This window comes from Leptothrix cholodnii SP-6 (genome assembly GCF_000019785.1).
In the GTDB taxonomy this organism is placed as follows: Bacteria; Pseudomonadota; Gammaproteobacteria; order Burkholderiales; family Burkholderiaceae_C; genus Sphaerotilus; species Sphaerotilus cholodnii.
The window spans coordinates 2,390,896-2,414,217 of the sequence record NC_010524.1 but is presented as its reverse complement, the minus strand read 5'-3'; the positions used below and the strand labels follow the sequence as shown (position 1 = coordinate 2,414,217).

Below are 23,322 nucleotides of genomic sequence, written 5' to 3'. Positions count from 1 at the left end.
GCGGTTTCGAGTTCACGCAGTTCCCACGCGTTTCACCCCCTGGTCGCACGTCGCGGCCTTACACAGCCCCCGAGGAGACAACATGACAACCCGAATCAAACTGATCGCCGCCGCCGCCCTGGCGGTCTGCATGGTGAGCCCGGCCATGGCCGCCGACAAGATCGCGCTGGTCGTCAAGAGCCTGGGCAACGGCTTCTTCGATGCCGCCCACCAGGGCGCGCTGGAAGCGGCCAAGGAATTGAAGGACGTCGAGATCATCTACACCGGCCCGGCCAAGGCCACGGCCGAAGGCCAGATCGAGATCATCAATTCGCTGATCGCGCAGAACGTCAAGGCCATCGTCATTTCGGCCAACGACCCGGACGCGCTGGTGCCGTCGCTGAAGAAGGCGATGTCGCGTGGCATCAAGGTCATCTCCTTCGACTCGGGCGTCAAGAAGGAAGGCCGGCTGATGCAGCTGAACCCGTCCAACAGCGCGCTGATCGGCGAGAAGCTGGTCAAGATGAGCGAGCAGGTGGTAGGCAAGACGGGCGAGATCGCCGTGCTGTCGGCCACTGCGCAGGCCACGAACCAGAACATCTGGATCGGCGAGATGAAAAAGGTGCTGGCGCAGCCCGGCTACAGCGGCCTGAAGCTGGTCAACGTGGTCTACGGTGACGACCAGACCGACAAGAGCTATCGCGAAGCACAAGGCCTGTTCAAGAGCTACCCGAACCTGAAGGCGATCGTGGCCCCGACCACGGTGGGCATTGCCGCCGCCGCCAAGGCGGTGCAGGACGAGAAGAAGGTCGGCCAGATCTTCGTCACCGGCCTGGGCCTGCCGTCCGAGATGGCCGGACACGTCAAGAGCGGCGCGGTCAAGTCGTTCGCGATCTGGAATCCGATCGACCTCGGCTACTCGTCGATCCACATCGCGCATGCCTTCATGAAGGGCAAGGCCAAGGGCACTGCGGGCGAGAAGATCTCGCTCGGCCGCGTCGGCACGACCACGCTCGATGCCAACCTTGAGGGCGCGATGGCCGAGCCGTTCACCTACGACGCCGGCAACGTCGAGCAGTTCGCGAAGATTTTCTAAGTTGGACCGGGTGCCGCGTTGTCATGAGAGTTGATTCATCCCCCGCCTGGCTCACGCTGCGCGGCATCCACAAACGCTTCGGTCCGACCCATGCCCTGAAGGGTGTGGACCTGGACCTGGTGCCCGGCCAGGTGCTGGCCGTGATCGGCGAAAACGGCGCCGGCAAGTCGACCTTAGTGAAGACGCTGACCGGCGTCTACCAATCTGACGAAGGCGAGATCCGCATCGAAGGCAAGCCGCAGCGCTTCCTGCGGGCGCAGGACGCGCAGGCCGCCGGCATCGTGGCCGTGCACCAGGAAACGGTGATGTTCGAGGAGCTGAGCGCCGCCGAGAACATCTTCATCGGTCGCCAGCCGATGCGCAGCGTCGGCCCGTTCAAGGTGATCGACTGGGCGCGCATGAACCGCGAGGCGCAGGCGGTGCTCGATCAAGTGGGCGCCGGTTTTGCCTCGACCACGACGGTCAAGAACCTGAGCCTGGCGCAGCGCCACCTGATCGAGATCGCGCGGGCGCTGTCGCAGAAGGCCCGCGTCGTGATCCTCGACGAGCCCACCGCGGCCTTGTCGCAAGCCGAGATCCGTGATTTCTACGGGCTGGTGCGCGGCCTCAAGGCGCAGGGCGTGGCGGTGCTCTTCATCACCCATAAGTTCGACGAGATCTTTGCCGTCTGCGACCGCTACGTGGTGTTGCGCGACGGCGCGTCGGTGGGCGAGGGCGCGATCGCCGATGCCGACGAGCCGATGCTGGTCAAGCTGATGGCCGGCCGGGCCATCGAACACATCTATCCCGCCATCACCAGCCAGCCCGGCGAGGTGGTGCTGAAGGTGCAGGGCCTGAGCCACCCGAGCGAGTTCGCCGACCTCAGCTTCGAGTTGCGGCGTGGCGAGATCCTCGGCTTCTACGGCCTGGTGGGCGCCGGCCGCAGCGAGGCGATGCTCGCGTTGATGGGGCTCAACCCGGCAGCGACGGGTGAAGTGACGGTCGACGGCAAGCGCATCGAGATCCGCCGACCCGGTGACGCGATCGCAGCCGGCATGGCCTATGTGCCCGAGGAGCGCCAGCGCCAGGGCGGCATCCTCGGCTTCTCGGTGCGGCACAACATCAGCCTGGCGGGATTGGCGAGCGGAGCCTCGGCGCTGTCGCGTGGGCCGTGGCTGTCGCCGCTGCGCGAGGGCGCGCTGGCCGCGAAGATGATCGAGCGCCTGCGCATCAAGACCGCGAGCCAGGACACGCCGATGTCGGGCCTGTCGGGCGGCAACCAGCAGAAGGTGGTGATCGCCAAGTGGCTGGGCCTGAACCCGCGCATCGTCATCCTCGACGAGCCGACCAAGGGCATCGACGTCGGCGCCAAGCAGGCCGTCTATCACCTGATCGCCGAGATGGTCGAACAGGGCCTGGCGGTGATCCTGGTGTCGTCCGAACTGCCCGAGGTGATGCACCTGGCGCACCGCGTGATCGTGATGCGACGCGGCCGCATGGCCAGCGAGTTCGCGATGGGCCAGGCCGATGCGGAAACCGTGGTGGCCGCGGCATCCGGCCTGGAACTGCCACCCCGGTCGGCGGTGCCGGCACCCCTGAGCGCGCCCGATGAGCTGCGACCCATCACCCTGAACCCGGAGCTGGCCGCATGAAGCCCACGCTGTTTTCTCACATCTCCGGCGTGCGCCGCGAGTGGCTGCTGCTGGCGATCATCTCGGTGATCGTGCTGGCGGTCGGCGCGCGCGCGCCGGTGTTCCTGACCTGGCGCAACGCGCTCGACATCGGCAACGACTCGGCCATCCTCGCCATCCTGGTGATGGGCCAGATGCTGGTGCTGCTGACACGCGGCATCGACCTGTCGGTGGCGTCCAACCTCGCGCTCACCGGCATGTTGTGCGCGCTGGCCGGGCGTACTTGGGCCGACATTCCGCTGCCGCTGCTGATCGCGATGGCCTGCGGCATCGGTGCCGGGCTCGGTTTCGTCAACGGCTGGCTGATCATGCGCTTCAACCTGCCGGCGATCGTCGTCACGCTCGGCACGATGGCGGCCTACCGCGGTGCGGTGTTCGTCTCCAGCGGCGGCGCCTGGGTGTCGGATCAGGACATCCATCCGCTCATCAAGGGCCTGCCGCGCGAGACGCTGCTCGGCCTGCCGATGCTGATCTGGATTGCCGCGATCGTGGTGGCGCTGGCGCTGTACCTGCTGCGCTGGCGGCGCGAGGGGCGCGAGCTGTACGCCTTCGGCGGCAGCCCGACGGCGGCGGTTTATGCGGGCATCCCGGTGCTCGACCGGCTGGTGATGGCCTACACCTTGTCGGGCCTGCTGGCGGGCCTGGCCGGGCTGCTGTGGGTCGGGCGCTATTCGATCGCCTTCAGCGAGCTGGCGTCGGGTTATGAACTCACCGTGGTCGCGGCCTGCGTGATCGGCGGCGTCAGCATCGGCGGCGGCGTCGGTTCGATCGGCGGCGCGGTGCTGGGCGTGCTGTTCATCGGCGTGATCAACGGCGCGCTGCCGGTGATCCAGGTTTCGCCGTTCTGGCAGCAGGCCATCGCCGGCGCCGTGATCCTGATCTCGGTGGTGCTCAACGCCCGCGCCGACCGCGGCCACGGCCGACAGATCCTGGAGCGGCCGCAGTCGCCCGCTCCGTCCAACACTGCAACTCAAGGAGCCGCTGCATGAAAGCGCTCGACACCTGGGAGCGCGTGCTGATCGCGCTGATCGTGGCGGTCTACTTCTGCTTCGGCATCGGCATCGAGGGCTTCTTCTCGCCCTACGCGCTGGCCGACAGCACCTACAACTTCTCCGAGAAGGCGCTGATCGCACTCGCCATGGCGCTGCTGGTGGTCTCCGGCGAGATCGACCTGTCGATCGCCGCGACCATGGCGCTGGCGTCGCTGGCGATGGGTTTTGCGATGCAGGCCGGCGCCGGCCTGCCGGTGATGCTGCTGGTGGCGATCGCGGTCGGTGCGCTGTGCGGCGCCTTCAACGGCTGGCTGGTCACGCGCTGGAAGCTGCCGTCGATCGTGGTCACCATCGGCACGCTGTCGCTCTATCGCGGCCTGGCGCAGGTGGTGCTGGGCGACCAGGCGATCACCGGCTATCCCGAGACGCTCAGCAACTGGGGCAACGGCAGCGTCGGTGACCTGATCGGTGTGCCGTGGCTGATCGTGCCGATCGAGTTCGCGGTGCTGCTGGTGATGGCGCTGGCCGTGGGCCTGCTGCTGCACCGCACGATCCACGGCCGGCGCATCTATGCGATCGGCGCCAACCCGATCGCCTCGCGCTTCTCGGGCATCGCGGTCGATCGCTATCGGCTCGGGCTGTTCATCTTTGCCGGAGTGATGGCGGCCCTCGCCGCGATCCTGCTGACCGGGCGCATCGGCAGCACGCGACCCAATCTGGCGATGGGCTGGGAGCTCGACGCGGTGACGATCGTGATCCTCGGCGGCGTCGCCATCGAGGGCGGGCGCGGCAGCATCGTCGGCGTGCTGCTGGCGGCCGTGCTGCTGGGCAGCTTCACGTTCGCGCTCGGCATGTTGAACGTCTCGGGCATCGTGATGTCGATGATCGTCGGCGCGCTGCTGATCGTGGCGATGGTGCTGCCACGCTGGCTGCGGCTGCTGCGCCGCCCGAGTGCGGCGGCGCTCAAGCCGGCCTGAGGACGAAGGAATCACGACCATGACGACCGAAAAGATCGCCTTCCGCATGTTCCTCAACCCCGGCTGCGAGGCCGAGTACCAGCTGCGCCACGACCGCATCTGGCCCGAACTGGTGGCGCTGTTGAAGAACAGCGGCGTCAGCGACTACAGCATCTTTCTCGACGAGCCGCGCGGCGTGCTGTTCGCCGTGCTGAGCCGCAGCCCCGGTCACACGATGCAGACGCTGCCGCAGCACCCGGTGATGCAGCGCTGGTGGCAGCACATGAAGGACATCATGCGTTGCAACCCCGACGGCTCGCCGGTGGCCGAGCCGCTGCCGTGTCTGTTCCATCTCGACTGAGCCCGGCGATGCAAGACAAGGACGCCTGCACGCTGGTGCTCGACATCGGCAAGAGCAACGCCAAGCTGGTGCTGATCGATGCCGCGGGCGAGGTGATCGCCCGCGCCCAGCGCGCCAACGAATCGGTCGCGCCGGGCGAGTCTCGCTGGCAGGGCGAGGCGTTGCCGTATCGCGCACTCGGCGTGGATGCGCTGCAGGCGTGGCTGCTGCAGGCCATCCCCGAGTTGCCGCAGCGCGAGCGCATCGCGCGCATCTCCGTCACCACCCACGGCGCGGCGTTCTGCGCGCTGGGTGAGGATGGCCTGCTGATCGCGCCGATCGATTACGAGTGGGATGGTTACGGCGACGAGCGCGCCGCGTTCGAGGCCGAGTCCGACCCGTTCACCCACACCGGCTCGCCGCACCTGCCGCAAGGCCTCAACGCCGGTCTGCAACTGCACTGGCTGCAGCGCCAGTTGCCGGATGCGTGGTGGCAGATCCGCTGCTGGTTGCCGTATCCGCAGTACTGGGCCTGGTGGTTCAGCGGCGTGGCGGCCAGCGAGGTGTCGTCGCTCGGTTGCCACACGGGGCTGTGGTCGCCGCAGCGTGGTGGCTTCAGCGACTGGGCACAGCGCCGTGGCATCGCCACGCTGTTCGCGCCCGTTCGCCCGGCGTGGGATGTGCTCGGACCACTGCGGCCGGCGCTGGCTCGATCGCTCGGGCTGGCGGAGACGGTCGAGGTGCATTGCGGCTCGCACGACAGCAACGCCTGCCTGGCGCGCTACCTGTGCCACAGCCCGGACGCCACGGTGCTGTCGACCGGCACCTGGACCATCGCGATGGCCGCCGGGGCGCCAGCCGACATGCTCGACGCCGGCCGTGACCAGCTCGTCAACGTGGCGGTCGACGGCGCGCCGGTGCCGACGGCGCGTTTCATGGGCGGGCGCGAGTTCGCGGCGTTGTGCGCCGGAGCGGACCCCGCGCTGGCCACTGCCGAGGCCTTGCAGCAGGTGCTGGACGAAGGTTGGCTGGCGCAGCCGGGCTTTGCCGCGTCGGGCGGGCCGTTCGTCGGGCGCGAGGGTTTGATCACGCGACATGGCGAGGTCTGCACGGCCGGCCCACTGGCGGTGCCTGCCCCCTTGCGGCCGGCGCTGGCCGCGCTGTATTGCGCCGAGGTGTCGGCACACCTGCTGCAGCAGATCGGCGCGCCGGCTGCGACCGCTGCCCCGGTCGTGCTGGAAGGCCCGATGGCACATGACGAGGCCTTCTGCGTCGCGCTGGCCGCCTTGCTGGCGCCGGGCGGCGTGAGCCTGGCGCTCGATCCGCTCGAAGGCACGGCGCGTGGCGCGTGGCTGCTGGCGCGCTGGCCGCAGGCCTCGCGCTGGCAGGGCCGGACGGCTGGGTTGCCGGCACCCGAGGCCGGCCTGATCGATCGGATCGCGGCCCATGCGCGGGCGGCGTGTGGTGACGCGGTGAAGTGAATCCCCGATTCGACCGCACGGCCTGATCGGCATCAGGCGCCGAGCACATGCCGCAGAATGGCGGCCCCGTGCCCGGCACGCGCCATCTCCGAACTGCCATGTCCCTCGCCGCCCCCCTGACCGCCGCCGACCTCTGGGCCGACGTGCTTGCCGTGCGCGCCCAGTCGCCGCTGGTGCACAGCATCACCAATTTCGTGGTGATGAACTTCAACGCCAACGTGCTGCTGGCGCTGGGCGCAGCGCCGGTGATGGCGCATGCGCATGACGAGGTGGCCGACATGGCCGGCATCGCGCAGGCGCTGGTGCTCAACATCGGCACGCTCGAGCCGGCGTGGGTCGAGTCGATGCACAAGGCGCGGCGTGCCGCGCGTGCGCGCGGCATCCCGGTCGTGCTCGACCCGGTCGGCGCCGGCGCCACCGCCTATCGCAACCGCGCCCTGTCGGGCCTGCTCGCGGCCGGCGCGCCCACCGTGATCCGCGGCAACGGCTCCGAGGTGCTGAGCGTGGCCGGGCTGGGCGCGCCCACGCGGGGAGTCGACAGCACCCTGTCGTCCAACGATGCGGTGGCGGCCGCGCAGACGCTGTCGCGCCGCATCGGCTCGGTGGTCTGCGTCAGCGGTGCCGACGACCACGTGGTCGATGCACTGGGGCGCTGGGCGACGCTGTCCAACGGCCACCCGTGGATGACGCGCATCACCGGCGTGGGCTGCTCGGCCACCGCGATGATCGGCGCATTCGCGGCCGTGCAGCCCGACGCCTGGCGCGCCACCACCGCGGCGATGGCCTACCTCGGCGTGGTCGGTGAATGGGCCGCCGAACAGGTGATCGCGGCGGGCAATGGTGTCGGCTCGCTGCAGGTCAAGCTGCTCGACGGCCTGCAGCTGCTCGACGATGCCACCTTCCGCGCCCGCCTGAAGATGACCGTGCATGGCTGATCGACTGCCCACGCGCTGGCAGCCTCGCCACGCGCTGTGCCTGGTCACCGACGGCTCGCTGTGCGCGCCACGCACGCTGGTCGAGGTGGTGAGCGCGGCGCTGCAAGGCGGTGTCGGGATGGTGCAGCTGCGCGAGAAAAAGCTCGACAGCCGCGCCTTCGTCGAACGCGCCCGCGCCATCCAGGCGCTGACCGCGTCGGCGGGTGTGCCGCTGGTCATCAACGACCGGCTCGACATCGCGCTGGTGGTCGGCGCCGACGGCCTGCACGTCGGCCAGAGCGACCTGTCGGTGGCCGACGTGCGGCTGTGGCTGCCCGACGCCCTCGTCGGCCTGTCGATCGAGTCGATGGCCGACCTGCTGGCGGCGCCGGCCGGGGTCGACTACCTCGGCGTCAGCCCCGTCTTCGCCACCGCCACCAAGGCCGATGCGGCTGCCGCGCTGGGCCTCGAAGGCCTGGCGGCGATCCGTGCCGCCACCCGGCTGCCGCTGGTGGCCATCGGCGGCATCGGCGCACACAACGCCCGCGCCGTGCTGCGCCACGGCGCCGACAGCCTGGCGGTGGTCAGCGCCATCTGCGCCGCCGCCGACCCCCGCGCCGCAGCCGCCGAACTGGCCGGCTGCATCGAATCCGAATCGAATTCCCGCCCGTCATGAACACTGCCATGCCCCCCGCCACGCCGACCGAGATCGTGCCCACCCATCGTTACGCCCGCGTGCTCAGCATCGCCGGCTCCGACAGCGGCGGCGGTGCCGGCATCCAGGCCGACCTCAAGACGATGTCGGCGCTCGGCTGTTTCGGCATGACCGCGATCACCGCGATCACGGCGCAGAACACCGTCGGCGTGCGCGCCATCCATGCGCTGCCGGCCGAGGTGCTGGCGGCGCAGATCGACGCCGTGGTCGAGGACATCGGCGTCGACGCGGTCAAGATCGGCATGCTGCACGACCCGGCCGTGGTGCGTGTGGTGGCTGCAGCGATCCGCCGCCACGGCCTGAAACAGGTGGTGCTCGACCCGGTGATGGTGGCCACCAGCGGTGATCGCCTGATCGCCGCGGAGACCGTGGCGGTGCTGGTGGCCGAGCTGTTCCCGCTCGTCACGCTGATCACGCCCAATCTCGACGAGGCTGAACTGCTGCTCGGCCGGCCGATCGGCGGCATCGACGCACTCGAAGATGCCGCCCGTGCGCTGCTGGCGCTGGGCGCGCCGGCGGTGCTGCTCAAGGGCGGCCACCTGGCCGGCGAGCGGGTGCAGGACCTGCTGCTGAGTGGGCCCGATGCCGCGCCGCTGCGGCTCGAAAGCGCGCGCATCGCCAGCCGCAACGTGCACGGCACGGGCTGCACGCTGTCGAGCGCTGTCGCCTGCCATCTGGCGCTGGGGCTGGGGCTGGACCTGGCCGAGGCGGTGCAGGCGGCGCGCCGCTACATCCTCGGCGCCATCGCTGCGGGTGCGGCGGTGCGCACCGGCGCCGGCCACGGCCCGCTGAACCACGGCCATGCGCCGGTGGCGACGCATCGGCTGCCGATCGGCGCCTGAGCCGGAAAAGCAGGCGAAAAAAAGGGCGCCACCAGGGCGCCCGTTCCGGTCGAGGCGGCAGCGTGTCAGGCGCCGCTGACCGACGGCACCGGGCCGTCGTGGCCGCGCGAACGCAGCAGGCTGCCCACGGCCAGCGTCACCACCAGCGCGGGGATGGCCGAACCCAGCGCCGGCGCGATCTTCGGGCTGAGGTGGAACACCGCGATGCCCAGCAGCCAGACCGCCGCCGGGCCCCAGGCGATCGCGACCTCGCGGCTGCGGCCTTGTGCGGCCAGCTGCGAGATCACCACGCCGAACAGCGGCACGAACACCGAGCTGAGCATCAGCAGGAAGGGCTCGAGGCTGTGCATCGGCAGCACCATCGCCGCCGCCACCGACACCCCCGCCATCACCATGCCCCAGCTCGACACGCTGGTGCCCGGTCGCAGGAAGTTCAGCGACACCGCGCCCGAGTGCACGTCGCCGTAGGCGTTGTCCATCTCGTCGATCAGGATCAGGCCCAGCGCGATCAGGCCGCCTTGCGCCAGCAGCAGCGTCGTCACCAGGTCCAGGCCGGGCTGCGCGGTGCTGACCACCAGCACGCCCAGCGCGTAGCACCAGGTGTTGGCGATCGCGTAGCCGATCCAGGTGCCGCGGCGGGCACTGAGGCCGGACTTGCCGTAGCGCGCGTAGTCGGCCACCAGCGGCAGCCACGACACCGGCATCGCCATCACCAGGTCGACCGCGGCGATGGTGCTCATCGAGCCGTTGCCGGGGCGCTGCCAGAAGGCCTCGAAGCCCTGCGCCTGCGCGGCCAGCACGAACTGGACCGTCAGCCAGACCAGCGAGGCGATCACCAGCGGCAGGCCGTAGCGGCCGACGAAACGCCGCACCAGCCTGACCATCGAGCCGCGCGCCAGCGCCAGCAGCAGGCCGCCCAGCAGCAGCGTGGCGGCATACGGCACCCAGGCGGCGTCGACGCCGGTGAGCTGCTTGACGATCGCGGCGCTGCCGTCGCGCATCACCACCAGCTCGAAGGCGGTCCAGCCGAGCAGCTGCACGATGTTGAGGATCACCGGCAGGCGGGCGAAACGGCTGCCCAGCGTCTGGCTGATCAGCGCCGCGCTCGACAGGCCGCGCTCGCAGCCGATCTGCGCCACCCAGGCCAGCAGGCCGGCGCCGACGATCGAGCCGACCAGAATCGCGAACAGCGCCGCCTGCGTACCCATCGCCGGCACCAGGTAGGCGCCGACCTGCATCACCAGCAGGCCCACGCCCAGGCTGAACCAGAGCGAGGCGTGGTCGCGCAGGCCGAAGACCCGCTGCGACGCATCGAGCGGGCGGGAAGAAGAAATCGAAGTGTGTGTATCGGCCATCGGGTTCACCGTTGTGAAGATGGCAGGTCAGCAGGGCGGCGCGCCGCAGGAAGGCGGGGCTCCGCGCCATGCTTCCCTGCGCGAGGATTACCTCAGTCAGGTTCGAAGGGACTTTCTCAGCCGGCACAAGGCCAGCACCCCCAGCAAGGAACGAGGGCGCGAGCTTAGCCGATCGCGCCCGGTGGCCCTGTTTTCGTGATTTCGATCGCAAAAAGGGCCGCGGGGTTGCCCCCGCGGCCCAAGCCTCTTTCAAGGATCAATCGATCGATCGATCAGCGTGCCAGCGCGCTGAAGATGGCCGAGTAGTTGCCCGCCTGGTTGATCGCGGCGTTGACCGTGCGGATGCGATAGCTGTAGCGGCGACCGGTGACCAGACCGTCGTCGTTGTACAGGTTGGTGTTGCGACCGGCGATGTTGATGTCGGTCCAGGGGCCGGCGGCCGTGCAGACGGTCGTGTTGTTCAACGTGCAGCGCTGCAGCGTGTAGCCGGCCACCGCGACGTTGGTGCTGCGCGTCCAGCGCGGCACGACACGGCCCACCACGGTGGTGGCGTTGGTGCCGGTTCCGCTCACCGTCGGCAGCGTGCCGCTGTAGTAGAAGATCTGCGCGGTCGGGCCCTGGGTCGTGCCGTCCACCGCGTTCACCCGGTAGGTGTACATCGTGTTCTGCGCCAGGCCCGTGTTGTTGTACAGGGTGGCGTTGGCCGCGATGTTGCCGTTGGGCGAGGTGGTGGTCGCGAACGTGGCGCCGGCCGTCGTGACGCCGGTGGTGGCGTTCACGGTGGCGGTCGAACGCTGCACGCGGTAACCCGTCTCCAGGCTCGACTGGTCGGCCCACAGCAGGCGCACCGAGGTGCCCGACAGGCGCGTGGTCGCCAGGCCCGACGGGGCGTTCAGCGTGGCACCCAGCGGCACGGCGATCGTCGACTCGGCCGACGCGGAGGTCTGCTCGGTGGTCGAGTTGGCCGGCGTGCGGAAAGCCACCACCTGGTACGAGTAGGTGGCGCCCGCCACCAGGCCGGTCTGCGTCAGCGTGATCACGCCGGCGGCGAGCTGCGTGGTCACCGGCGCGCTGGCCACGTCGGTGCGGGTGCGCACGACGCGGAAACCCGCCTCGTTGTTCGAGTTGTCGGCCCAGTTGATGCGCACCGAGCTGTTGCTCAGGGCGATCAGCGAGGTCACGGCCGGTGCATTCAGCGGCGCCACCGGGGTCGACACCGAAACCGCTGCCGCTTCCGACTCGCCGGCGGCGTTGTAGGCCACCACCTCGTAGTTGTAGGCGGTGTTCTCGATCACGCCGGTGTTGTTGACGAACGTGGTCACGTTGGGGCCGACCGTGCCGACCACCACGCCGTTGCGCTTGATGCGGAAACCGGCTTCGTTGGTGGAGCCGTCGGTCCAGCTCAGGCTGACGCTGTTGAACGCCGAGGCCGTGCCGCTCAGGGCGGTGGGGGCCAGCGGCAGCGGCGTGGCAACCACGTTCACCGTCGCGGTGGCGGTGCCGCCCGAAGCCGACACCACCGTCACCTGGAACGGCGGGGCGTTGGTCGTCTGTGCGATGCCGACCGGCGATTGCGTCTCGTACACCGTCAGCAGCGGGCCACCGGCACGGGTGTCGCTGGAGGTGGCGTTGACGGTCAGCACCTTGGCGGCGACGTCGTAGTCGGCCTGGGTGATGACGACGTTGTCGACCGCCTTGACCAGCAGCGTGGTCGGCAGGGCGCCGGCCACGGCGGCGGTGTCGGCAGCCGTCACGGCCACCGAGTTGGGCATCGCCGCCGGGTTGGCCGTGCTCAGTGCGGCGCTGGCAAAGAAGCCGTCGACCACGTTGCCGGCCAGTGCCGCGGGTGCCAGCAGGCGCACCGGGGTGCCGGTTTCAGCCACGCTCACCGCGGTGGTGGCGATGCCGCCCGGCACGGTGGCGAACACCTCGAGCTGCGCGTCAGCCGCGTCGGAGCGGTTGAAGGTGGCACGTTGCACGGCCAGCGGCGCACGGAACAGGCCGGTGAAGATCTTGCCCTGCACGAAGAACTCGGTGCTTTCGAGCGCATCGGCACCGCTGCCGTCGATGCCGCCTGCGATCGGCGTGCCGTCGAGGTTGGTGCCGCTCAGGCGGATGAAGTTGGTGTTGCAGGGGCTGCCGGTGACCGTGTGGCCGACGTTGAAGTCACCGATGAAACCGGCCGGTGCTGCCGGTGCGGTGGCATCCCACTGCAGGAACGGGCCGACGGCGTTGAACGACGACGACTGCGCCAGGTTGGGCGTGAAGCTGATGTCGAGCGTCTCGTTGATCTCGTTGCCGACGTCGACCACGTCCACCGTCCACTGCTTCTCACCGTAGGGGTGAACCAGGGTGTAGATGCCGGGCTGGGGCACGTCGATGCGGATGCGCAGGCGGGTGAAGCTGAACTGGCCGCCCGGCACCGGCTCTTCGGTGGCGAAGGCCGCTTCGGCGGCGGTGATGTAGTTCACCGTCAGGCCGTTGTTGCCGACGATGAAGGCATCGGCCGAGTACCAGAACGATTCGCCGCCGGTGCCGATCTGCTCGGAGAACAGGTTGCCTTCGACCACCGGGTCGAAGAAGCAGAAGGCCGGGTCGGTGCACAGCTCGAGCGCGGTGCCGCCGCTGGCCACGAAGGTGGAAAAGCCGTTGAGCGTGTTGGTCGGGCCGGTCGAGATCGGGCTCGCGCCGTTGCCGCCGTTGGCCAGGGCGCAGGATGCGGCCTGGGCCATGGCGGCCTGGGCGGCGAACATGTCGAGTGCCGTGACGGCGAGGAGTGCCAGCAGAGTGCGTTTCATGGGTATGGACTCCCGGTTTATTGGTTGACGACGGTGATGGCCTTGGTGGCCGTACCGCCCTTGTCGGAGCGCACGGTCACGGCAGCAGGCAGCACGGACAGGCTGTTGAGGGTCAGGGGCACGTCGGCGCTCAGCGTCTGGTTCTGGAAGGTCAGCGTCAGCGTCGGGCCGCCGTCAGCCACGGCTGCGCGGTCGCTCGAGTTGGCGGACACGGTCAGGCTGCAGACCTTGGGTGCGGCGATCGTGCAGGTGGCCTGCGCGGCGGTGATGTTGACTTCGTCGGTCACCGGCTTGCTGGCGGTGCTCAGCGTGCCGCCGAACACCGGGGCGATCGCGTTCACCGATACGGCGAGCGGCACCGGCACGTTCAGGATCGTCGAGCTGAAGTAGCGGCCGGTGTTGTCGGTCGCCAGGGTCAGGTCGGCGCCGCCGTTCGGGTTGGTGGTGGTGACGATCGCGGTCGACGGTGCTTCGGCGAACACGTTCAGGCGCGTTTCGGTGCCACCGGCGGGCAGCAGGGCGCGCGAGTAGGTGATGCCGGGCAGGTTCAGCGGCGTGGAGGTGAACGCCGCCAGCTTGCCCTGCACGGTGAACAGGCGGTTGGTCACGCTGAACTCGGAGCCGTCGCCGTCGGCGTCACCCGGATCGATCGCCAGGCCGGCGGTGCCCGCCAGGTTGGTGGCGCTGATGCGCACGTGGTTGCGGCCGCAGGGGCTGCCGACCACGGTGTGCGGGGTGGTCGGGCCGTCACCCAGGTAGCCGGCCGGGGCCAGCGCTTCTCCGGGCACGTAACCCGGGTCGCCAGGTGCCGTCCAGCGCAGCCACGGGCCGATCGAACCGCGTTGGCCGCCGGCGTTGGGGCGGAACTCGATGTCGATGGTTTCGTTGATTTCCTTGGCTTCAGGGCGGCCGGTGGCGTCGACGATCGAGCTGACGGTGAAATTGCGCTCGCCCCACGGGTGTTCGAGCTTGTACTGACCAACGGCATTGACGTCGATGCGGGTGCGCAGGCGGGTGAACGGGAAGTTCAGGCCGGCGGTGGGCTCCTCGACGGCGAAGGCGGCTTCGACGCCCATCACCAGCAGCGCGTCGATCGCCGCCGGGCCGGTGGTGGTGGTCACGCTGTCGGCCAGGAACCAGAAGGTTTCACCGCCCAGGCCGGTCTCTTCGGAGAAGGCGTTGCCGGCGATGACCGGGTCGAAGAAGCAGTAGGCCGGGTCGTTGCACAGCACCAGGCCATAGCCTTCCGAGTCGACGACGAATTCGGCAAAACCGTTCGGTGCGAAACCGGGCAGGGCGCCCGGTGCGCCGGCACTGAACGGTTTGGTGCTGTCAGCCAGGCAGACTTGAGCCTGCAGAGACTGGGTCATCAGACTCAATCCCAGAATGGCCGCTTGAGCCAGGACGGAAAGTTTCATCATCGTTTGCTCCCCCGCGAGGGTTGGGTTGATCAACGAACTGGTCGGGCGTCGCACCGGCGTTACCTGAAGGCTGAAAACGGGGTCTTGGGTGCGATTTCCCTGCAGATCACATCCTCTTCACAGCAATAGGTAAGCCATATTCACGAACACCCCTCACAACCTGAACCCAAGTTGGGGGTGTGATGAAGTGCACATGTTTGAGCTGTTGCATGTACTTGACCCGACCCTGCGTAACGGTGCATGAAACCTGTAATTAATGGGTTCTGTTCCCATCCTGATCTCGCAGAAGTGATCAGCGATCGGGTCAATTGACGCGGTTGTGGTGGTGGATTTGACCCAACCCATGCCATATCCAGGTTTATGCAATCCCGCGAACAGGGGTTGTTCGAGCCGTCTTTTCCTTCATTCGGGCGGATGGAAAAGCGCGTGGCAGACCTGTTCCGTGAAGAATCGCTAATGCGGCATGCCGCGTTCGGGCTACTGCCGTGGCGGTTCTGTCGCCGCACCTGGCGGGGCGTGGCCGGGTGTCGAGCGCGCGGCGGCGGCGCCGGGAGAGCGACTTTCCCGCCGTGCCATAATTTTTGGAGGCGTGCAGCGATAACGGCATCGCCCCGACCACAGGGATCGGACGGCCCCCATCGCTGCAATCTGCCGTGCTGCCCGTAGCTCAACTGGATAGAGCACCGCCCTTCTAAGGCGGGGGTTGGGGGTTCGATCCCCTCCGGGCAGGCCAAATCAGCAGATCACGACCGCTCACGTTGAATCAAGCCCCTCGGTGAATCAACCACTTAGGGGCTTTTTTCATGTCACGTTGACGCAGTGAGGGTCTATACAGCGCACCCCGTACCGGGGAACAATCCGGGGAACGAACCGGGATCCCGGGGCAAATCAGGGTAGTTGTTCCCCGGTTTCCCTCGACCGGGGCACAGAAAGCCCGCCATGCTGACCGACGCCGACTGCCGCAACGCCTCTTGCCCGCCTGATCTGAAGCGTCGGCGCCTGTCCGATGCGGCCGGGCTGTACCTCGAGGTGTCGCCGGCCGGCTCCAAGCGCTGGTTCTGGAAGTTCTACCCGGACGGCAAGGAATCCCGCCTGGCGCTGGGCAGCTATCCCGAGGTGAGTCTGAAGGCGGCCCGCCTGGCGCGCGACGCCGCCCGCAAGGTCAGGGCCGACGGCACGAACCCGGTTCAGCAGCGCAAGGCCGACACGCTGGCCAAGGCCACCAGCAACGCGACCACGTTCGAGGCGGTGGCGCGCGAGTTCTTCGCCACCAAGGCCGGCGCCTGGAGCGCGACCTATTCGGCGCGCTGGATCACGCAGATGGAGAAAGACCTGTTCCCCGTGCTCGGCTCGCTGCCGCTGGCCGACGTTTCGGCCCCGATGCTGCTGGACGCCCTGCGCAGGGTCGAGAAGCGCGGCGCGAACGAGACGGCGCACACCCTGCGCCAGACGGCCGGGCAGGTGTTTCGCTACGGGATCCAGACGGGCCGCTGCGAGCGCAGCCCGGCGCCTGACCTGCACGGCGCGCTGCGCCCCGTCGCCGTCAAGCACATGGCCGCGGTGCTGGAGCCGATCAAGGCCGGCGAGCTGCTGCGCGCCATCGACAGTTACGCCGGCCAGCCCATCACCCGCGCGGCGCTGGCGATTTCAGCCCTGGTGTTCCAGCGCCCCGGCAACATCCGGGCGATGGAGTGGGCCGAGGTCGACGTCGACGCGGCGCTGTGGACGATCCCGGCCGACAAGATGAAGCGCACGGTGCACGGCAAGACGAACGGCCGGCCGCACCTGGTCCCGCTGGCGCCCCAGGCCCTGGCGATCCTTGAAGAGCTGCGGACGCTGACCGGCTACGGCCAGTTCGTGTTCCCCTCGCTGCTGACCGGTGAGCGCTGCATGAGCGAGAACACCATCCGGGCCGCCCTGCGCCGCATGGGCTACAGCAACGACGAGATGACCGCCCACGGCTTCCGGGCGATGGCGCGCACCCTGATCGTGGAGCGCCTGCCCGGCATCAACCCGGACGTGATCGAGGCGCAGCTCGCGCACGGCAAGTCCGGGCCGCTGGGCATGGCCTATGACCGGGCGGAGTTCATGGAGCAGCGCCGGCAGATGATGGCGGCGTGGGCGGACTACCTCGACCGTCTGCGCATCGGTGCGCAGGTGGTGCCGATCAAGGGGAGGGCGGCATGAGCGAACAGACCACCCAGGCCGGCGCGCTGGCAGTGCTGCATTCGGTGCTTGAACGCACCATTGAAGAGGCGCGAGCACTGCTGCGCAAGCCCGTGTGGGACGACTTCGACGCCGGGCAGAGCGTGGCCTTGTACGGGATGTTGCATTGGGCGCGGTGCCAGGCCGACGTTTGGGCCGACATGACCGGTGACGAGCTGCTGTCGGACCTTGTTCGTCGCTTCGACCCCGACGAGCTGCTGAGGGGTGGCGCATGAGCGAGCCGAGCACCCCGCACAGCCGGCTATTCCGAGAGCATGACGTTGTGCGCAGCCGCGTGGCGGTGCCAGGCGACGAATGGGGCCGGCCCGTCAGCCCTGGCGACGTTGGTGCAGTCGTTTGCGCCTTCACGACCCCACACGACGCCTACATGGTCGAGTTCTGCAATGACGACGGCGAGACGTTGGCCATGCCGACCATGCTTGCCGAGCACCTCGAACTGGTGTGGGCTGACGAGAGCTGACCGACAATGCACCCCGCCGCGCCTAGGCTGATCCCCGAACCCCAGGCGCTCCCCCTGGCTGGCGCGGCACTCATCAGGGAGTGCATGGGAGCATGCATGGATGAAATCGACCAGCATCCGGACTTGGCGCTATCTGCCAGCGAGGCATTGATTCAAGAACTGCGCCTTCATCGTGAGGCCATTGAGCGCGCGGCAAGAGAGGCAGAGAGTCGACACTTTCTCGAGATTGCGCACGCGGGATTTGAGCGTATCAGGGCGGCGACGCGCGCAGGAACAATTGCTGTTGCGCGATCAGAGACGCCAGAGGCAAGGGCGAGCCGCCGGCTCGCACGATTGAAAGAACTTGGCGGAGACCTGCGGCAGACCGTGGTCGGGTGGCAGGTCATTGGCAAACGCGGCGCGCTCGCAAGGCTGGTCAAAGAAGAGTCGGCAGCAGGCCGCGCACGATCAACGCGGCAGGACGTGACTGAAGAGCTTCACAAAGCACGGGCAGCGCAAATGCAGAGTTGACGGCAGAGCCCCTGCTTTTTCGACCATGCGCTCACTTCATCAGTGAGGCGCACATGCAAGCCACCGCACCCAGCCAGACCGGCAAGCCCAAGAACCCCCAGCCCATCGAAGCCGCCGCACTGCCTGGCGCACTGCTGACGGCACGCACCGTCTCGGCCGTGCTCGGCCTGTCGGTGGCGACGATCTACCGCCTGGCCGCAGCCGGCGACCTCAAGCCCGTCCGCATGGGACCGCGCTGCACCCGCTGGCGCAGCGGCGACGTTCAGGCGTTCATGGCCCGCCAGTCGTAATAGGTGCCGGCCATGCAGACCACCCCAGAAAAAAGAAAGGGCCGCGTTACCAGCGCGACCCCCATGCAGACCGAAGCGGATGTTGCCGCATCGACCAATCCCGCGCAACTGTTCGAACATCTGTTCCAACGTCCACCGAGCCCGCGACAGACCCGCGTGCTGTCGGCGCTGCTGACCGGGCGGCAGACGCGTGAGCAGATCGACCGCGCAGCCGGCGCCAGCAACGGCCCTGACGTGGTGGCCAAGCTGCGCCGCCGCTTCGGCCTGGTCATCCCGTGCACCTTCTCGCCGGTGGTCGACCGAGACGGCCGCACCATCGAGCGCGGCACCTACAGCCTGACCGCGGCCGACCGCGATGCAGCCGAGCACGTGCTGCTGGCGCTGGCCAAGATGACCGGGAGGGCCGCGTAATGAGCATCGAAGCCCTGATCCTCGGCAAGCTGCACGAGCCAGCCAAGAGCCGCACCAGCGGCAACACCGGCCGCCAGTTCGTCACCGCCAAGGTGCTCGCCGCTGCTGGCGATGCCGGCGGCGTGTTCGTCAACGTGGTCGCATTCAGCGAGTCGGCCGGCCGCGCGCTGCTGGCCCTCGATGCCGGCGACTCGCTGGCGCTGGCCGGCACGCTCAAGCCCGGCGCCTGGATCGACCGGGAGGGCGACGCCCGGCCCTCGCTCGACCTGGTGGCCGCGCAGGTGCTGACGACCTACGGCCTGAAGAAGAAGCGCGACGCCGTGGCGGCTGCTGCAGCACCACCAGCGGCAGCACGTCAGGCAGCCGACGAGCACGACGAAAGTTTCGTAGTGGCCCAACACCACGACGATGACGCATGGCTGCGGGGTGAACGCTCATGACCACCCTGCTCCTCACCCACCCCGCCGACCGCACCACCGTGCACACGATCGGCGACGATGCGCCGCCCGCCGGAATTGGCGAGCGGAGCATCCCGGCCACCTCTGACGCCGCCCTGGCCTTCATCCGTGGCGAGCGCGCTGCCGACACCTACCTGTCGCGCCTGGTCAACGACCTGGCACAGCCCGGCGAGCTGGCCGCGCGCATCGGTGCGGCTGACCCCGGCCTGTGCGGCTTCCTGGCTCGTGTCGAGAAGGCGCTGGCCGCTCATCTGCGGGAGGTGGCTTGATGACTGGCCACGAGCGCAAAACTGCGCCGGTCGACCACCAACGCGAAGCTGACGCCTGCACGTCTTCGCGGTGGCGCCCACATCTGGATGAACATCCAGATGGTGTTGCAACGGGCACCGCTGACGCCTGCACGTCGTCGCCAGAAAAAGGCGGCACTGAGTGCCGGGTTTCCAAGTCGTTGCCACGCGCACCGCTACTGCCGGCCTTTGGCCTTCTGCCGCTCCACCACGACCAGCCCGATCAGCAGCAGCACGGCGCACGCCACGCCGAACCAGCCGAAGAAAAGCCCGACGAACGCCAGCACCACCAGCATGACGAGCAGCGAGGGCAGCACGGACAACAGGGCGAGGAAGGGGCAGCGCATCGGGGGATTGTGCGCATGAGAACGCTTGACCGCGCACGACAGCGCAAGGCACACTGCGCGCAGGTGCTTGAAAACACCTTGAGTTCAGCGGCAAGCCGCCCCGTCAGTGCGGCTTTGTCACGCCCGTATTCCGTCAAGGTTTCAATGGGCGGGATGGGCCATCGCGCAAGCATGGCCGCACGACTGAACTCGTGTTTTCAACATCCCGCCCACCCTCTGCCGCTTGAAAACGGCAGGGGTGGATTTCTGAAGCTCGTTCAGGAGCCCGAGACCATGACGACCCCCAAGTCGGCACAAGCTGCCGCATACGCTGCGCTCATTTCTGAGCGCAGTTCATCCGCCCAGGCCGATCGACGGCTCAGTTTTGAGCCGTCGTGCGTTGGCCGACTCCTCAAAGATGAGGCGCCCCCCCGCCACTACCTGAAGCGCCTGGCCTTCCGCCTGGCCGACCGCGCGGCCCTGCGCCGTGCCGAGCTGCGTGCTCGTGCCTTCGGCGTCATCGCCGCCGACCGGCTGAATCGTGGGGGTGCAGCATGAGCGGCAGCACCTCTATCGCACTGGTGCAGGCACTGGACCTGCGCATGGATTCGCTCTACGCGCTGCTGCACCGTGACCCCGTTGAGTTGCTCGATGTCGATATCGGCACGCTGATGCGGATTGCCGACCGCTGCGAAGCCCTGGCCGGCGCCATCTCTCGCCACGTTGCCGAGCGCATCGAGATCGACGGGGGTGCCGACCATGCGTAAGCCCACCACCGTGATGAAGACCGCCCGCCAGTGGCTCGACCTCACCGCGCAGTTGTCCGCGCTGTGCGCCCCCGACCGCACCGACCTGGCCACGCTGACGCCCTTCGAGGTCGAAGGCCTGCGCGTGCATGCGCAGGGCCTGGCCGCCGTGATCGGCGCCTGGCAGCTGCAGCACCCCACCACCGAACAAGGAGCCTGACATGGCCGCCAAGAAGAAGACCGGCGCGGCCGGTGAAGCCGCTGCATTGCCTGCCGTGTGGGATCAGCTCCCGTTTCGCACCAAGAGCAAGGACTGGGCGCCGCGTGCGCCGGGTGCCGACGAAGACGCGATGCTGGTGTCGCTGGAGGCGATGCGCGCAACGATGATCTCGATGAAGGAGGTTGCACCGAAGGACGTTCGCGCCCTGAGTTACCGCATCTACTGCTCGGTGCAGAGCGCCGCCGCAGCAGCCTGGTCGGGCGACTGGGACAGCCGCGACCAGACGGCGCACTGGTTCCTGCACGAGCTGATCGAGTGGGCGTGCCTGGCGATGCGCGAGGTCGGCCGTGTCGAGTACCTCGACGCGAAGATTGCCAACCATCGCACGGGGCTGGAAACGATGCGCCAGCTCGAGGCCAAGGAGAAAGCCGAGCGCGTCGCCCGCCTGGCCGCCGGCCGCAAGGCGGCTGCCGAGCGCCGCGCCGTCGCTGCGCTGTCGGCGTTCCCGCGTCAGGAGGAGGTGTCGTCATGACAGGAGACCGCATCGACCTGCGGCACGCCCATGACGCCCTGCGCGCCATCGACCCCGGGTGCAGCCGCGACGACTGGCACAAGATCGGCCGCGCCGCCCTCGCTGCCGGCCTGAGCGTCGACGACCTGGTGGAGTGGAGCGCCAGCGCGCCGAACTTCAAGAGCGAGCGCGACGTGCGCGCGGCGTTCCGCACCGTCAACACCGCAGGCGGCACCGGCCCGGGCACGCTGTGGAAAGCCGCCATCGATGCCGGATGGAAACCGCCGCAGGACGGCAAGCCGCAGGATCGGCCGCGCCAGCAGCCCAGGCCCCACCAGCAGGTGGCCGTGCGCCCCGGCAAGCCCCGGCAAGGCCTGTCGGCGCCTGAGCTGTGGGCGAGGTTCCTGCCGGCCGCCGATGCCCACGGCTACATCGTCGCCAAGCAGGGCACCCCCGAGGGCCTGCGCGTGGTGCCAGAGGGCGATCCGCTGCGCATCGCTGGGCAACCGATGGCTGGCGCCCTGGCCGTGCCGGTGTACCCGCTGGGCAGTGACACCCCCGTGTCGATCCAGTTCATCCCGGCGCCTGGTGCCGGCAAGAAACTGAACCTGCCCGGCGCCTCGATGGATGGCGTGTTCATCGTCGGCGAGCTGCGGCCCGGCGAGCGCGTGCACCTGGTCGAAGGCATCGGTCAGGCGTGGGCGTGCTGGAAGGCGACCGGCGTCGCTGCCGTGGTGGCGTTCGGCTGGGGCCGCGTGGCCGGTGTGGCTGCCGAGCTGCGCCAGCGTGATGCATCGGCCCGGCTGGTGCTGGTGCCTGACGCGGGCAAGGAGGAAGACGCTGCGGCAATCGCTGCCGAGGTGGGCGCCGCCGTGGTCACGATGCCGGCGGGCAGCCCGGCGAACTTCGACGCCAACGACTACGCCCAGGCCGAAGGCTTCGACGCGCTGGAGGTGCTGCTGGGCAATGCTCACGCCGCGCCAGAACCGGCGCCACACCCGCTCGCCCGCTTCATCGACCTGGACGCAGAGCCGGCCGCACCGCGCTGGGTGATCCCCGGCTTCATCGGCCACGGCCTGGTCATCATCGCGGGCGCCCACGGGGCCGGCAAGACGACTGCGCTTCTGCCGCTGGCGCTGGTGGCGGCTGGCCTGCATCCCCCTGGCGATCCGCTGGCACCGCTGCACTGGCGCCGCGTGGTCTACGTCACCGAGGACGTGGAGCAGGCTCGCCGCATCCTGGCCGGGGTCCTGAGCCACGCACAGTACCGCCCGGCGCTCGACCTGGTGCGCGACCGCCTGCGCGTGGTCGAGGCCCGCCGCCTGCCGCCTGCCGAGGTGGTCGAAGTGGCTGGCGACTACGCCCACTTGCGCCGCGATGTTGACGGCGTGGAGCTGCTGCCGCTGGTGGTGTTCGACACCAAGTCCGCCGTGCTCGAGCTGGAAGAGGAGAACAGCAACAGCGAGGCCAGCGCCGCCGTCGCCATGCTCAAGCAACGCTTCGCCGGCCTGCCGGTGTGGCTGGTCGGGCACGTTGCCAAGGCCAGCATGAGCCGGTCCGATGTGGCGAACCTGTCGGCGCGCGGCGCGAGCGCATGGGAGGCGGACGCGAATCAGGTGCTCTACCTGGCCACCGATGGCGAGGTGCGGTACCTCATGCGCGGCAAGACCCGTTTCGAGGCTCGCTGGACCGAGCTGGAAATCAAGACCTTCACGGCCATGACGACCGCCCGCAACGAGTTCGGCGGCACCGAGCACGTCGTCTTGCGCTGGACGCACCCGGCCCCGCCCGAGGTGCCACGCATCGAGGCCCGCGCAGAGGCCCAGGAACAGGCCCGCAAGGACGCCGATGCCGAGCTGCGTGTCGAGATCATGGACGCGGTGCAAGCGGCCTGGCAGACGGGCAACCCGCTGAACCGGGCAGGGGTCAAGGCGAAGATCAGGCGCCGCGCCAGCGAGGTGACGGACGCTATCGAGAACCTGCTGTCGGAGATGTGGCTGTGGGAAGTGGGCGTGCCGGCGAAGGAGCGGGCGCACTCTTCGCGTGCCGCGTTCCTGGTCAAGCTGACGACCGAGCAACACGACGCTGTGCGTGCCGGCGAGCCCCTGCCGCCCGAGCTGCTGGTGATCCCGGCAACCTGGAAAAAACAGGCGGCGCCACCCGTTCCCGAGTTGGTTGAGGAAAACGCGCCAGAGGTGGAAATTGACCCGGCCGCCTGACCTCGATTCCACCCGTTCCCGATCCACCCGTTCCCCTATAGGAAAAAAAGGCGGGAACGTGTGGGGTGCGGCTTGTTTGCCGCCACCCACCCGCACCCA

26 protein-coding genes, 1 tRNA gene and 1 riboswitch are annotated in these 23,322 nt (G+C 68.8%); of the genes, 23 read left to right on the top strand and 4 right to left on the bottom strand.

The features are described 5' to 3' along the window. Positions 1-82 precede the first annotated feature (82 nt). From rhaS to thiD, 9 genes are all read left to right on the top strand, one after another. Positions 83-1,075 carry a rhamnose ABC transporter substrate-binding protein gene (rhaS, locus tag LCHO_RS11070; protein WP_012347238.1) on the top strand — a complete coding sequence of 331 codons (993 nt, stop codon included), beginning with the start codon at positions 83-85 and terminating at the stop codon, positions 1,073-1,075. A gap of 23 nt (positions 1,076-1,098) precedes the next feature. After that, positions 1,099-2,706 (top strand): sugar ABC transporter ATP-binding protein, encoded by a 1,608-nt coding sequence (locus LCHO_RS11065; RefSeq protein WP_012347237.1) that lies wholly within the window; start codon positions 1,099-1,101, stop codon positions 2,704-2,706. Then, positions 2,703-3,734: an ABC transporter permease gene (locus LCHO_RS11060; RefSeq protein ID WP_012347236.1), complete on the top strand. Its 1,032-nt coding sequence runs from the start codon at positions 2,703-2,705 to the stop codon at positions 3,732-3,734. Before LCHO_RS11065 ends, LCHO_RS11060 begins: the two co-directional genes overlap by 4 nt. Next, positions 3,731-4,714, top strand: coding sequence for an ABC transporter permease (locus tag LCHO_RS11055; protein ID WP_012347235.1), 984 nt, complete (start codon positions 3,731-3,733; stop codon positions 4,712-4,714). Before LCHO_RS11060 ends, LCHO_RS11055 begins: the two co-directional genes overlap by 4 nt. Before the next feature lie 19 nt (positions 4,715-4,733). Continuing rightward, the gene (rhaM, locus tag LCHO_RS11050; RefSeq protein WP_012347234.1) at positions 4,734-5,054 is read left to right on the top strand and encodes an L-rhamnose mutarotase; all 321 of its coding nucleotides are present in this window, start codon (positions 4,734-4,736) and stop codon (positions 5,052-5,054) included. A gap of 8 nt (positions 5,055-5,062) precedes the next feature. Beyond that, positions 5,063-6,514, top strand: coding sequence for an FGGY-family carbohydrate kinase (locus LCHO_RS11045; RefSeq protein WP_012347233.1), 1,452 nt, complete (start codon positions 5,063-5,065; stop codon positions 6,512-6,514). A gap of 98 nt (positions 6,515-6,612) precedes the next feature. Then, complete coding sequence (thiM, locus tag LCHO_RS11040; protein WP_043704194.1) at positions 6,613-7,449, top strand: hydroxyethylthiazole kinase; 837 nt, start codon at positions 6,613-6,615, stop codon at positions 7,447-7,449. Next, positions 7,442-8,104, top strand: coding sequence for a thiamine phosphate synthase (gene thiE / locus LCHO_RS11035; RefSeq protein ID WP_012347231.1), 663 nt, complete (start codon positions 7,442-7,444; stop codon positions 8,102-8,104). The genes thiM and thiE overlap by 8 nt, the downstream gene beginning before the upstream one ends. Next, positions 8,101-8,985 (top strand): bifunctional hydroxymethylpyrimidine kinase/phosphomethylpyrimidine kinase, encoded by an 885-nt coding sequence (thiD, locus tag LCHO_RS11030; protein ID WP_012347230.1) that lies wholly within the window; start codon positions 8,101-8,103, stop codon positions 8,983-8,985. The genes thiE and thiD overlap by 4 nt, the downstream gene beginning before the upstream one ends. A 65-nt stretch (positions 8,986-9,050) precedes the next feature. Here the strand turns inward: thiD and LCHO_RS11025 are convergent, their stop codons facing one another. The 3 genes from LCHO_RS11025 to LCHO_RS11015 all read right to left on the bottom strand — a co-directional run bounded on the left by LCHO_RS11025 (position 9,051) and on the right by LCHO_RS11015 (position 14,508). Continuing rightward, positions 9,051-10,340: a purine-cytosine permease family protein gene (locus tag LCHO_RS11025; protein ID WP_012347229.1), complete on the bottom strand. Its 1,290-nt coding sequence runs from the start codon at positions 10,338-10,340 to the stop codon at positions 9,051-9,053. 56 nt (positions 10,341-10,396) lie between these two features. Next, positions 10,397-10,492: riboswitch (TPP riboswitch) on the bottom strand. 120 nt (positions 10,493-10,612) lie between these two features. Next, positions 10,613-13,138: a fibronectin type III domain-containing protein gene (locus tag LCHO_RS11020; RefSeq protein ID WP_012347228.1), complete on the bottom strand. Its 2,526-nt coding sequence runs from the start codon at positions 13,136-13,138 to the stop codon at positions 10,613-10,615. Between the two features lie 17 nt (positions 13,139-13,155). After that, complete coding sequence (locus LCHO_RS11015; RefSeq protein WP_043704192.1) at positions 13,156-14,508, bottom strand: hypothetical protein; 1,353 nt, start codon at positions 14,506-14,508, stop codon at positions 13,156-13,158. Positions 14,509-15,215: 707 nt separating this feature from the next. On the opposite strand from LCHO_RS11015, the gene LCHO_RS11010 reads away from it, so the two are divergent. The 9 genes from LCHO_RS11010 to LCHO_RS10975 all read left to right on the top strand — a co-directional run bounded on the left by LCHO_RS11010 (position 15,216) and on the right by LCHO_RS10975 (position 19,183). Next, positions 15,216-15,292, top strand: a tRNA-Arg gene (locus LCHO_RS11010). Between the two features lie 206 nt (positions 15,293-15,498). Beyond that, the gene (locus tag LCHO_RS11005; RefSeq protein WP_012347226.1) at positions 15,499-16,746 is read left to right on the top strand and encodes a tyrosine-type recombinase/integrase; all 1,248 of its coding nucleotides are present in this window, start codon (positions 15,499-15,501) and stop codon (positions 16,744-16,746) included. Then, entirely contained in the window at positions 16,743-17,000 is a 258-nt protein-coding gene (locus LCHO_RS11000) for a hypothetical protein (RefSeq protein WP_012347225.1), read from the top strand. Before LCHO_RS11005 ends, LCHO_RS11000 begins: the two co-directional genes overlap by 4 nt. Continuing rightward, positions 16,997-17,245, top strand: a complete 249-nt coding sequence (locus LCHO_RS10995) for a DUF4926 domain-containing protein (RefSeq protein WP_012347224.1) — start codon at positions 16,997-16,999, stop codon at positions 17,243-17,245. Before LCHO_RS11000 ends, LCHO_RS10995 begins: the two co-directional genes overlap by 4 nt. Positions 17,246-17,341: 96 nt before the next feature. Continuing rightward, entirely contained in the window at positions 17,342-17,755 is a 414-nt protein-coding gene (locus LCHO_RS23385) for a hypothetical protein (RefSeq protein WP_150105457.1), read from the top strand. 53 nt (positions 17,756-17,808) lie between these two features. Then, positions 17,809-18,045, top strand: a complete 237-nt coding sequence (locus LCHO_RS10990; RefSeq protein ID WP_012347223.1) for a helix-turn-helix transcriptional regulator — start codon at positions 17,809-17,811, stop codon at positions 18,043-18,045. Positions 18,046-18,108: 63 nt separating this feature from the next. Then, positions 18,109-18,456 carry a hypothetical protein gene (locus tag LCHO_RS10985; RefSeq protein WP_050757340.1) on the top strand — a complete coding sequence of 116 codons (348 nt, stop codon included), beginning with the start codon at positions 18,109-18,111 and terminating at the stop codon, positions 18,454-18,456. Then, on the top strand, positions 18,456-18,896 hold the full coding sequence (locus LCHO_RS10980; protein WP_012347221.1) for a single stranded DNA-binding domain-containing protein: 441 nt from the start codon (positions 18,456-18,458) through the stop codon (positions 18,894-18,896). The genes LCHO_RS10985 and LCHO_RS10980 overlap by 1 nt, the downstream gene beginning before the upstream one ends. Continuing rightward, positions 18,893-19,183, top strand: a complete 291-nt coding sequence (locus LCHO_RS10975) for a hypothetical protein (protein ID WP_012347220.1) — start codon at positions 18,893-18,895, stop codon at positions 19,181-19,183. Before LCHO_RS10980 ends, LCHO_RS10975 begins: the two co-directional genes overlap by 4 nt. Positions 19,184-19,377: 194 nt before the next feature. Here LCHO_RS10975 and LCHO_RS23705 read toward each other — a convergent pair whose 3' ends face one another. Further along, positions 19,378-19,548, bottom strand: coding sequence for a hypothetical protein (locus LCHO_RS23705; protein WP_012347219.1), 171 nt, complete (start codon positions 19,546-19,548; stop codon positions 19,378-19,380). Positions 19,549-19,563: 15 nt separating this feature from the next. Here LCHO_RS23705 and LCHO_RS23380 point away from each other — a divergent pair, with 15 nt between their 5' ends. The 5 genes from LCHO_RS23380 to LCHO_RS22130 are packed head-to-tail and all read left to right on the top strand — an operon-like array spanning position 19,564 to position 23,223. Then, complete coding sequence (locus tag LCHO_RS23380) at positions 19,564-20,085, top strand: hypothetical protein (RefSeq protein ID WP_150105456.1); 522 nt, start codon at positions 19,564-19,566, stop codon at positions 20,083-20,085. Next, positions 20,082-20,294 carry a hypothetical protein gene (locus LCHO_RS10970; protein WP_012347217.1) on the top strand — a complete coding sequence of 71 codons (213 nt, stop codon included), beginning with the start codon at positions 20,082-20,084 and terminating at the stop codon, positions 20,292-20,294. Before LCHO_RS23380 ends, LCHO_RS10970 begins: the two co-directional genes overlap by 4 nt. Beyond that, positions 20,287-20,493: a hypothetical protein gene (locus LCHO_RS10965; RefSeq protein ID WP_012347216.1), complete on the top strand. Its 207-nt coding sequence runs from the start codon at positions 20,287-20,289 to the stop codon at positions 20,491-20,493. The genes LCHO_RS10970 and LCHO_RS10965 overlap by 8 nt, the downstream gene beginning before the upstream one ends. 1 nt (position 20,494) lies before the next feature. Beyond that, the gene (locus tag LCHO_RS10960; protein WP_012347215.1) at positions 20,495-21,025 is read left to right on the top strand and encodes a hypothetical protein; all 531 of its coding nucleotides are present in this window, start codon (positions 20,495-20,497) and stop codon (positions 21,023-21,025) included. Continuing rightward, positions 21,022-23,223 carry an AAA family ATPase gene (locus LCHO_RS22130; RefSeq protein ID WP_012347214.1) on the top strand — a complete coding sequence of 734 codons (2,202 nt, stop codon included), beginning with the start codon at positions 21,022-21,024 and terminating at the stop codon, positions 23,221-23,223. The genes LCHO_RS10960 and LCHO_RS22130 overlap by 4 nt, the downstream gene beginning before the upstream one ends. Positions 23,224-23,322 lie beyond the last annotated feature (99 nt).

Bases quoted from the DNA above. Each gene is read 5' to 3' on its own strand.
- thiM (WP_043704194.1), top strand. From the start codon at position 6,613: ATGTCCCTCGCCGCCCCCCTGACCGCCGCCGACCTCTGGGCCGACGTG.
- LCHO_RS10995 (WP_012347224.1), top strand. From the start codon at position 16,997: ATGAGCGAGCCGAGCACCCCGCACAGCCGGCTATTCCGAGAGCATGAC.
- LCHO_RS11065 (WP_012347237.1), top strand. From the start codon at position 1,099: ATGAGAGTTGATTCATCCCCCGCCTGGCTCACGCTGCGCGGCATCCAC.
- LCHO_RS10985 (WP_050757340.1), top strand. From the start codon at position 18,109: ATGCAGACCGAAGCGGATGTTGCCGCATCGACCAATCCCGCGCAACTG.
- LCHO_RS11005 (WP_012347226.1), top strand. From the start codon at position 15,499: ATGCTGACCGACGCCGACTGCCGCAACGCCTCTTGCCCGCCTGATCTG.
- LCHO_RS11015 (WP_043704192.1), bottom strand. From the start codon at position 14,508: ATGACCCAGTCTCTGCAGGCTCAAGTCTGCCTGGCTGACAGCACCAAA.
- thiD (WP_012347230.1), top strand. From the start codon at position 8,101: ATGAACACTGCCATGCCCCCCGCCACGCCGACCGAGATCGTGCCCACC.
- LCHO_RS10965 (WP_012347216.1), top strand. From the start codon at position 20,287: ATGCGTAAGCCCACCACCGTGATGAAGACCGCCCGCCAGTGGCTCGAC.
- LCHO_RS11020 (WP_012347228.1), bottom strand. From the start codon at position 13,138: ATGAAACGCACTCTGCTGGCACTCCTCGCCGTCACGGCACTCGACATG.
- LCHO_RS11045 (WP_012347233.1), top strand. From the start codon at position 5,063: ATGCAAGACAAGGACGCCTGCACGCTGGTGCTCGACATCGGCAAGAGC.
- LCHO_RS11000 (WP_012347225.1), top strand. From the start codon at position 16,743: ATGAGCGAACAGACCACCCAGGCCGGCGCGCTGGCAGTGCTGCATTCG.
- LCHO_RS10980 (WP_012347221.1), top strand. From the start codon at position 18,456: ATGAGCATCGAAGCCCTGATCCTCGGCAAGCTGCACGAGCCAGCCAAG.
- LCHO_RS10975 (WP_012347220.1), top strand. From the start codon at position 18,893: ATGACCACCCTGCTCCTCACCCACCCCGCCGACCGCACCACCGTGCAC.
- thiE (WP_012347231.1), top strand. From the start codon at position 7,442: ATGGCTGATCGACTGCCCACGCGCTGGCAGCCTCGCCACGCGCTGTGC.
- LCHO_RS11060 (WP_012347236.1), top strand. From the start codon at position 2,703: ATGAAGCCCACGCTGTTTTCTCACATCTCCGGCGTGCGCCGCGAGTGG.
- LCHO_RS23705 (WP_012347219.1), bottom strand. From the start codon at position 19,548: ATGCGCTGCCCCTTCCTCGCCCTGTTGTCCGTGCTGCCCTCGCTGCTC.
- LCHO_RS10960 (WP_012347215.1), top strand. From the start codon at position 20,495: ATGGCCGCCAAGAAGAAGACCGGCGCGGCCGGTGAAGCCGCTGCATTG.
- LCHO_RS10970 (WP_012347217.1), top strand. From the start codon at position 20,082: ATGAGCGGCAGCACCTCTATCGCACTGGTGCAGGCACTGGACCTGCGC.
- LCHO_RS23385 (WP_150105457.1), top strand. From the start codon at position 17,342: ATGGATGAAATCGACCAGCATCCGGACTTGGCGCTATCTGCCAGCGAG.
- LCHO_RS11055 (WP_012347235.1), top strand. From the start codon at position 3,731: ATGAAAGCGCTCGACACCTGGGAGCGCGTGCTGATCGCGCTGATCGTG.
- rhaM (WP_012347234.1), top strand. From the start codon at position 4,734: ATGACGACCGAAAAGATCGCCTTCCGCATGTTCCTCAACCCCGGCTGC.
- LCHO_RS10990 (WP_012347223.1), top strand. From the start codon at position 17,809: ATGCAAGCCACCGCACCCAGCCAGACCGGCAAGCCCAAGAACCCCCAG.
- LCHO_RS23380 (WP_150105456.1), top strand. From the start codon at position 19,564: ATGAGAACGCTTGACCGCGCACGACAGCGCAAGGCACACTGCGCGCAG.
- rhaS (WP_012347238.1), top strand. From the start codon at position 83: ATGACAACCCGAATCAAACTGATCGCCGCCGCCGCCCTGGCGGTCTGC.
- LCHO_RS11025 (WP_012347229.1), bottom strand. From the start codon at position 10,340: ATGGCCGATACACACACTTCGATTTCTTCTTCCCGCCCGCTCGATGCG.
- LCHO_RS22130 (WP_012347214.1), top strand. From the start codon at position 21,022: ATGACAGGAGACCGCATCGACCTGCGGCACGCCCATGACGCCCTGCGC.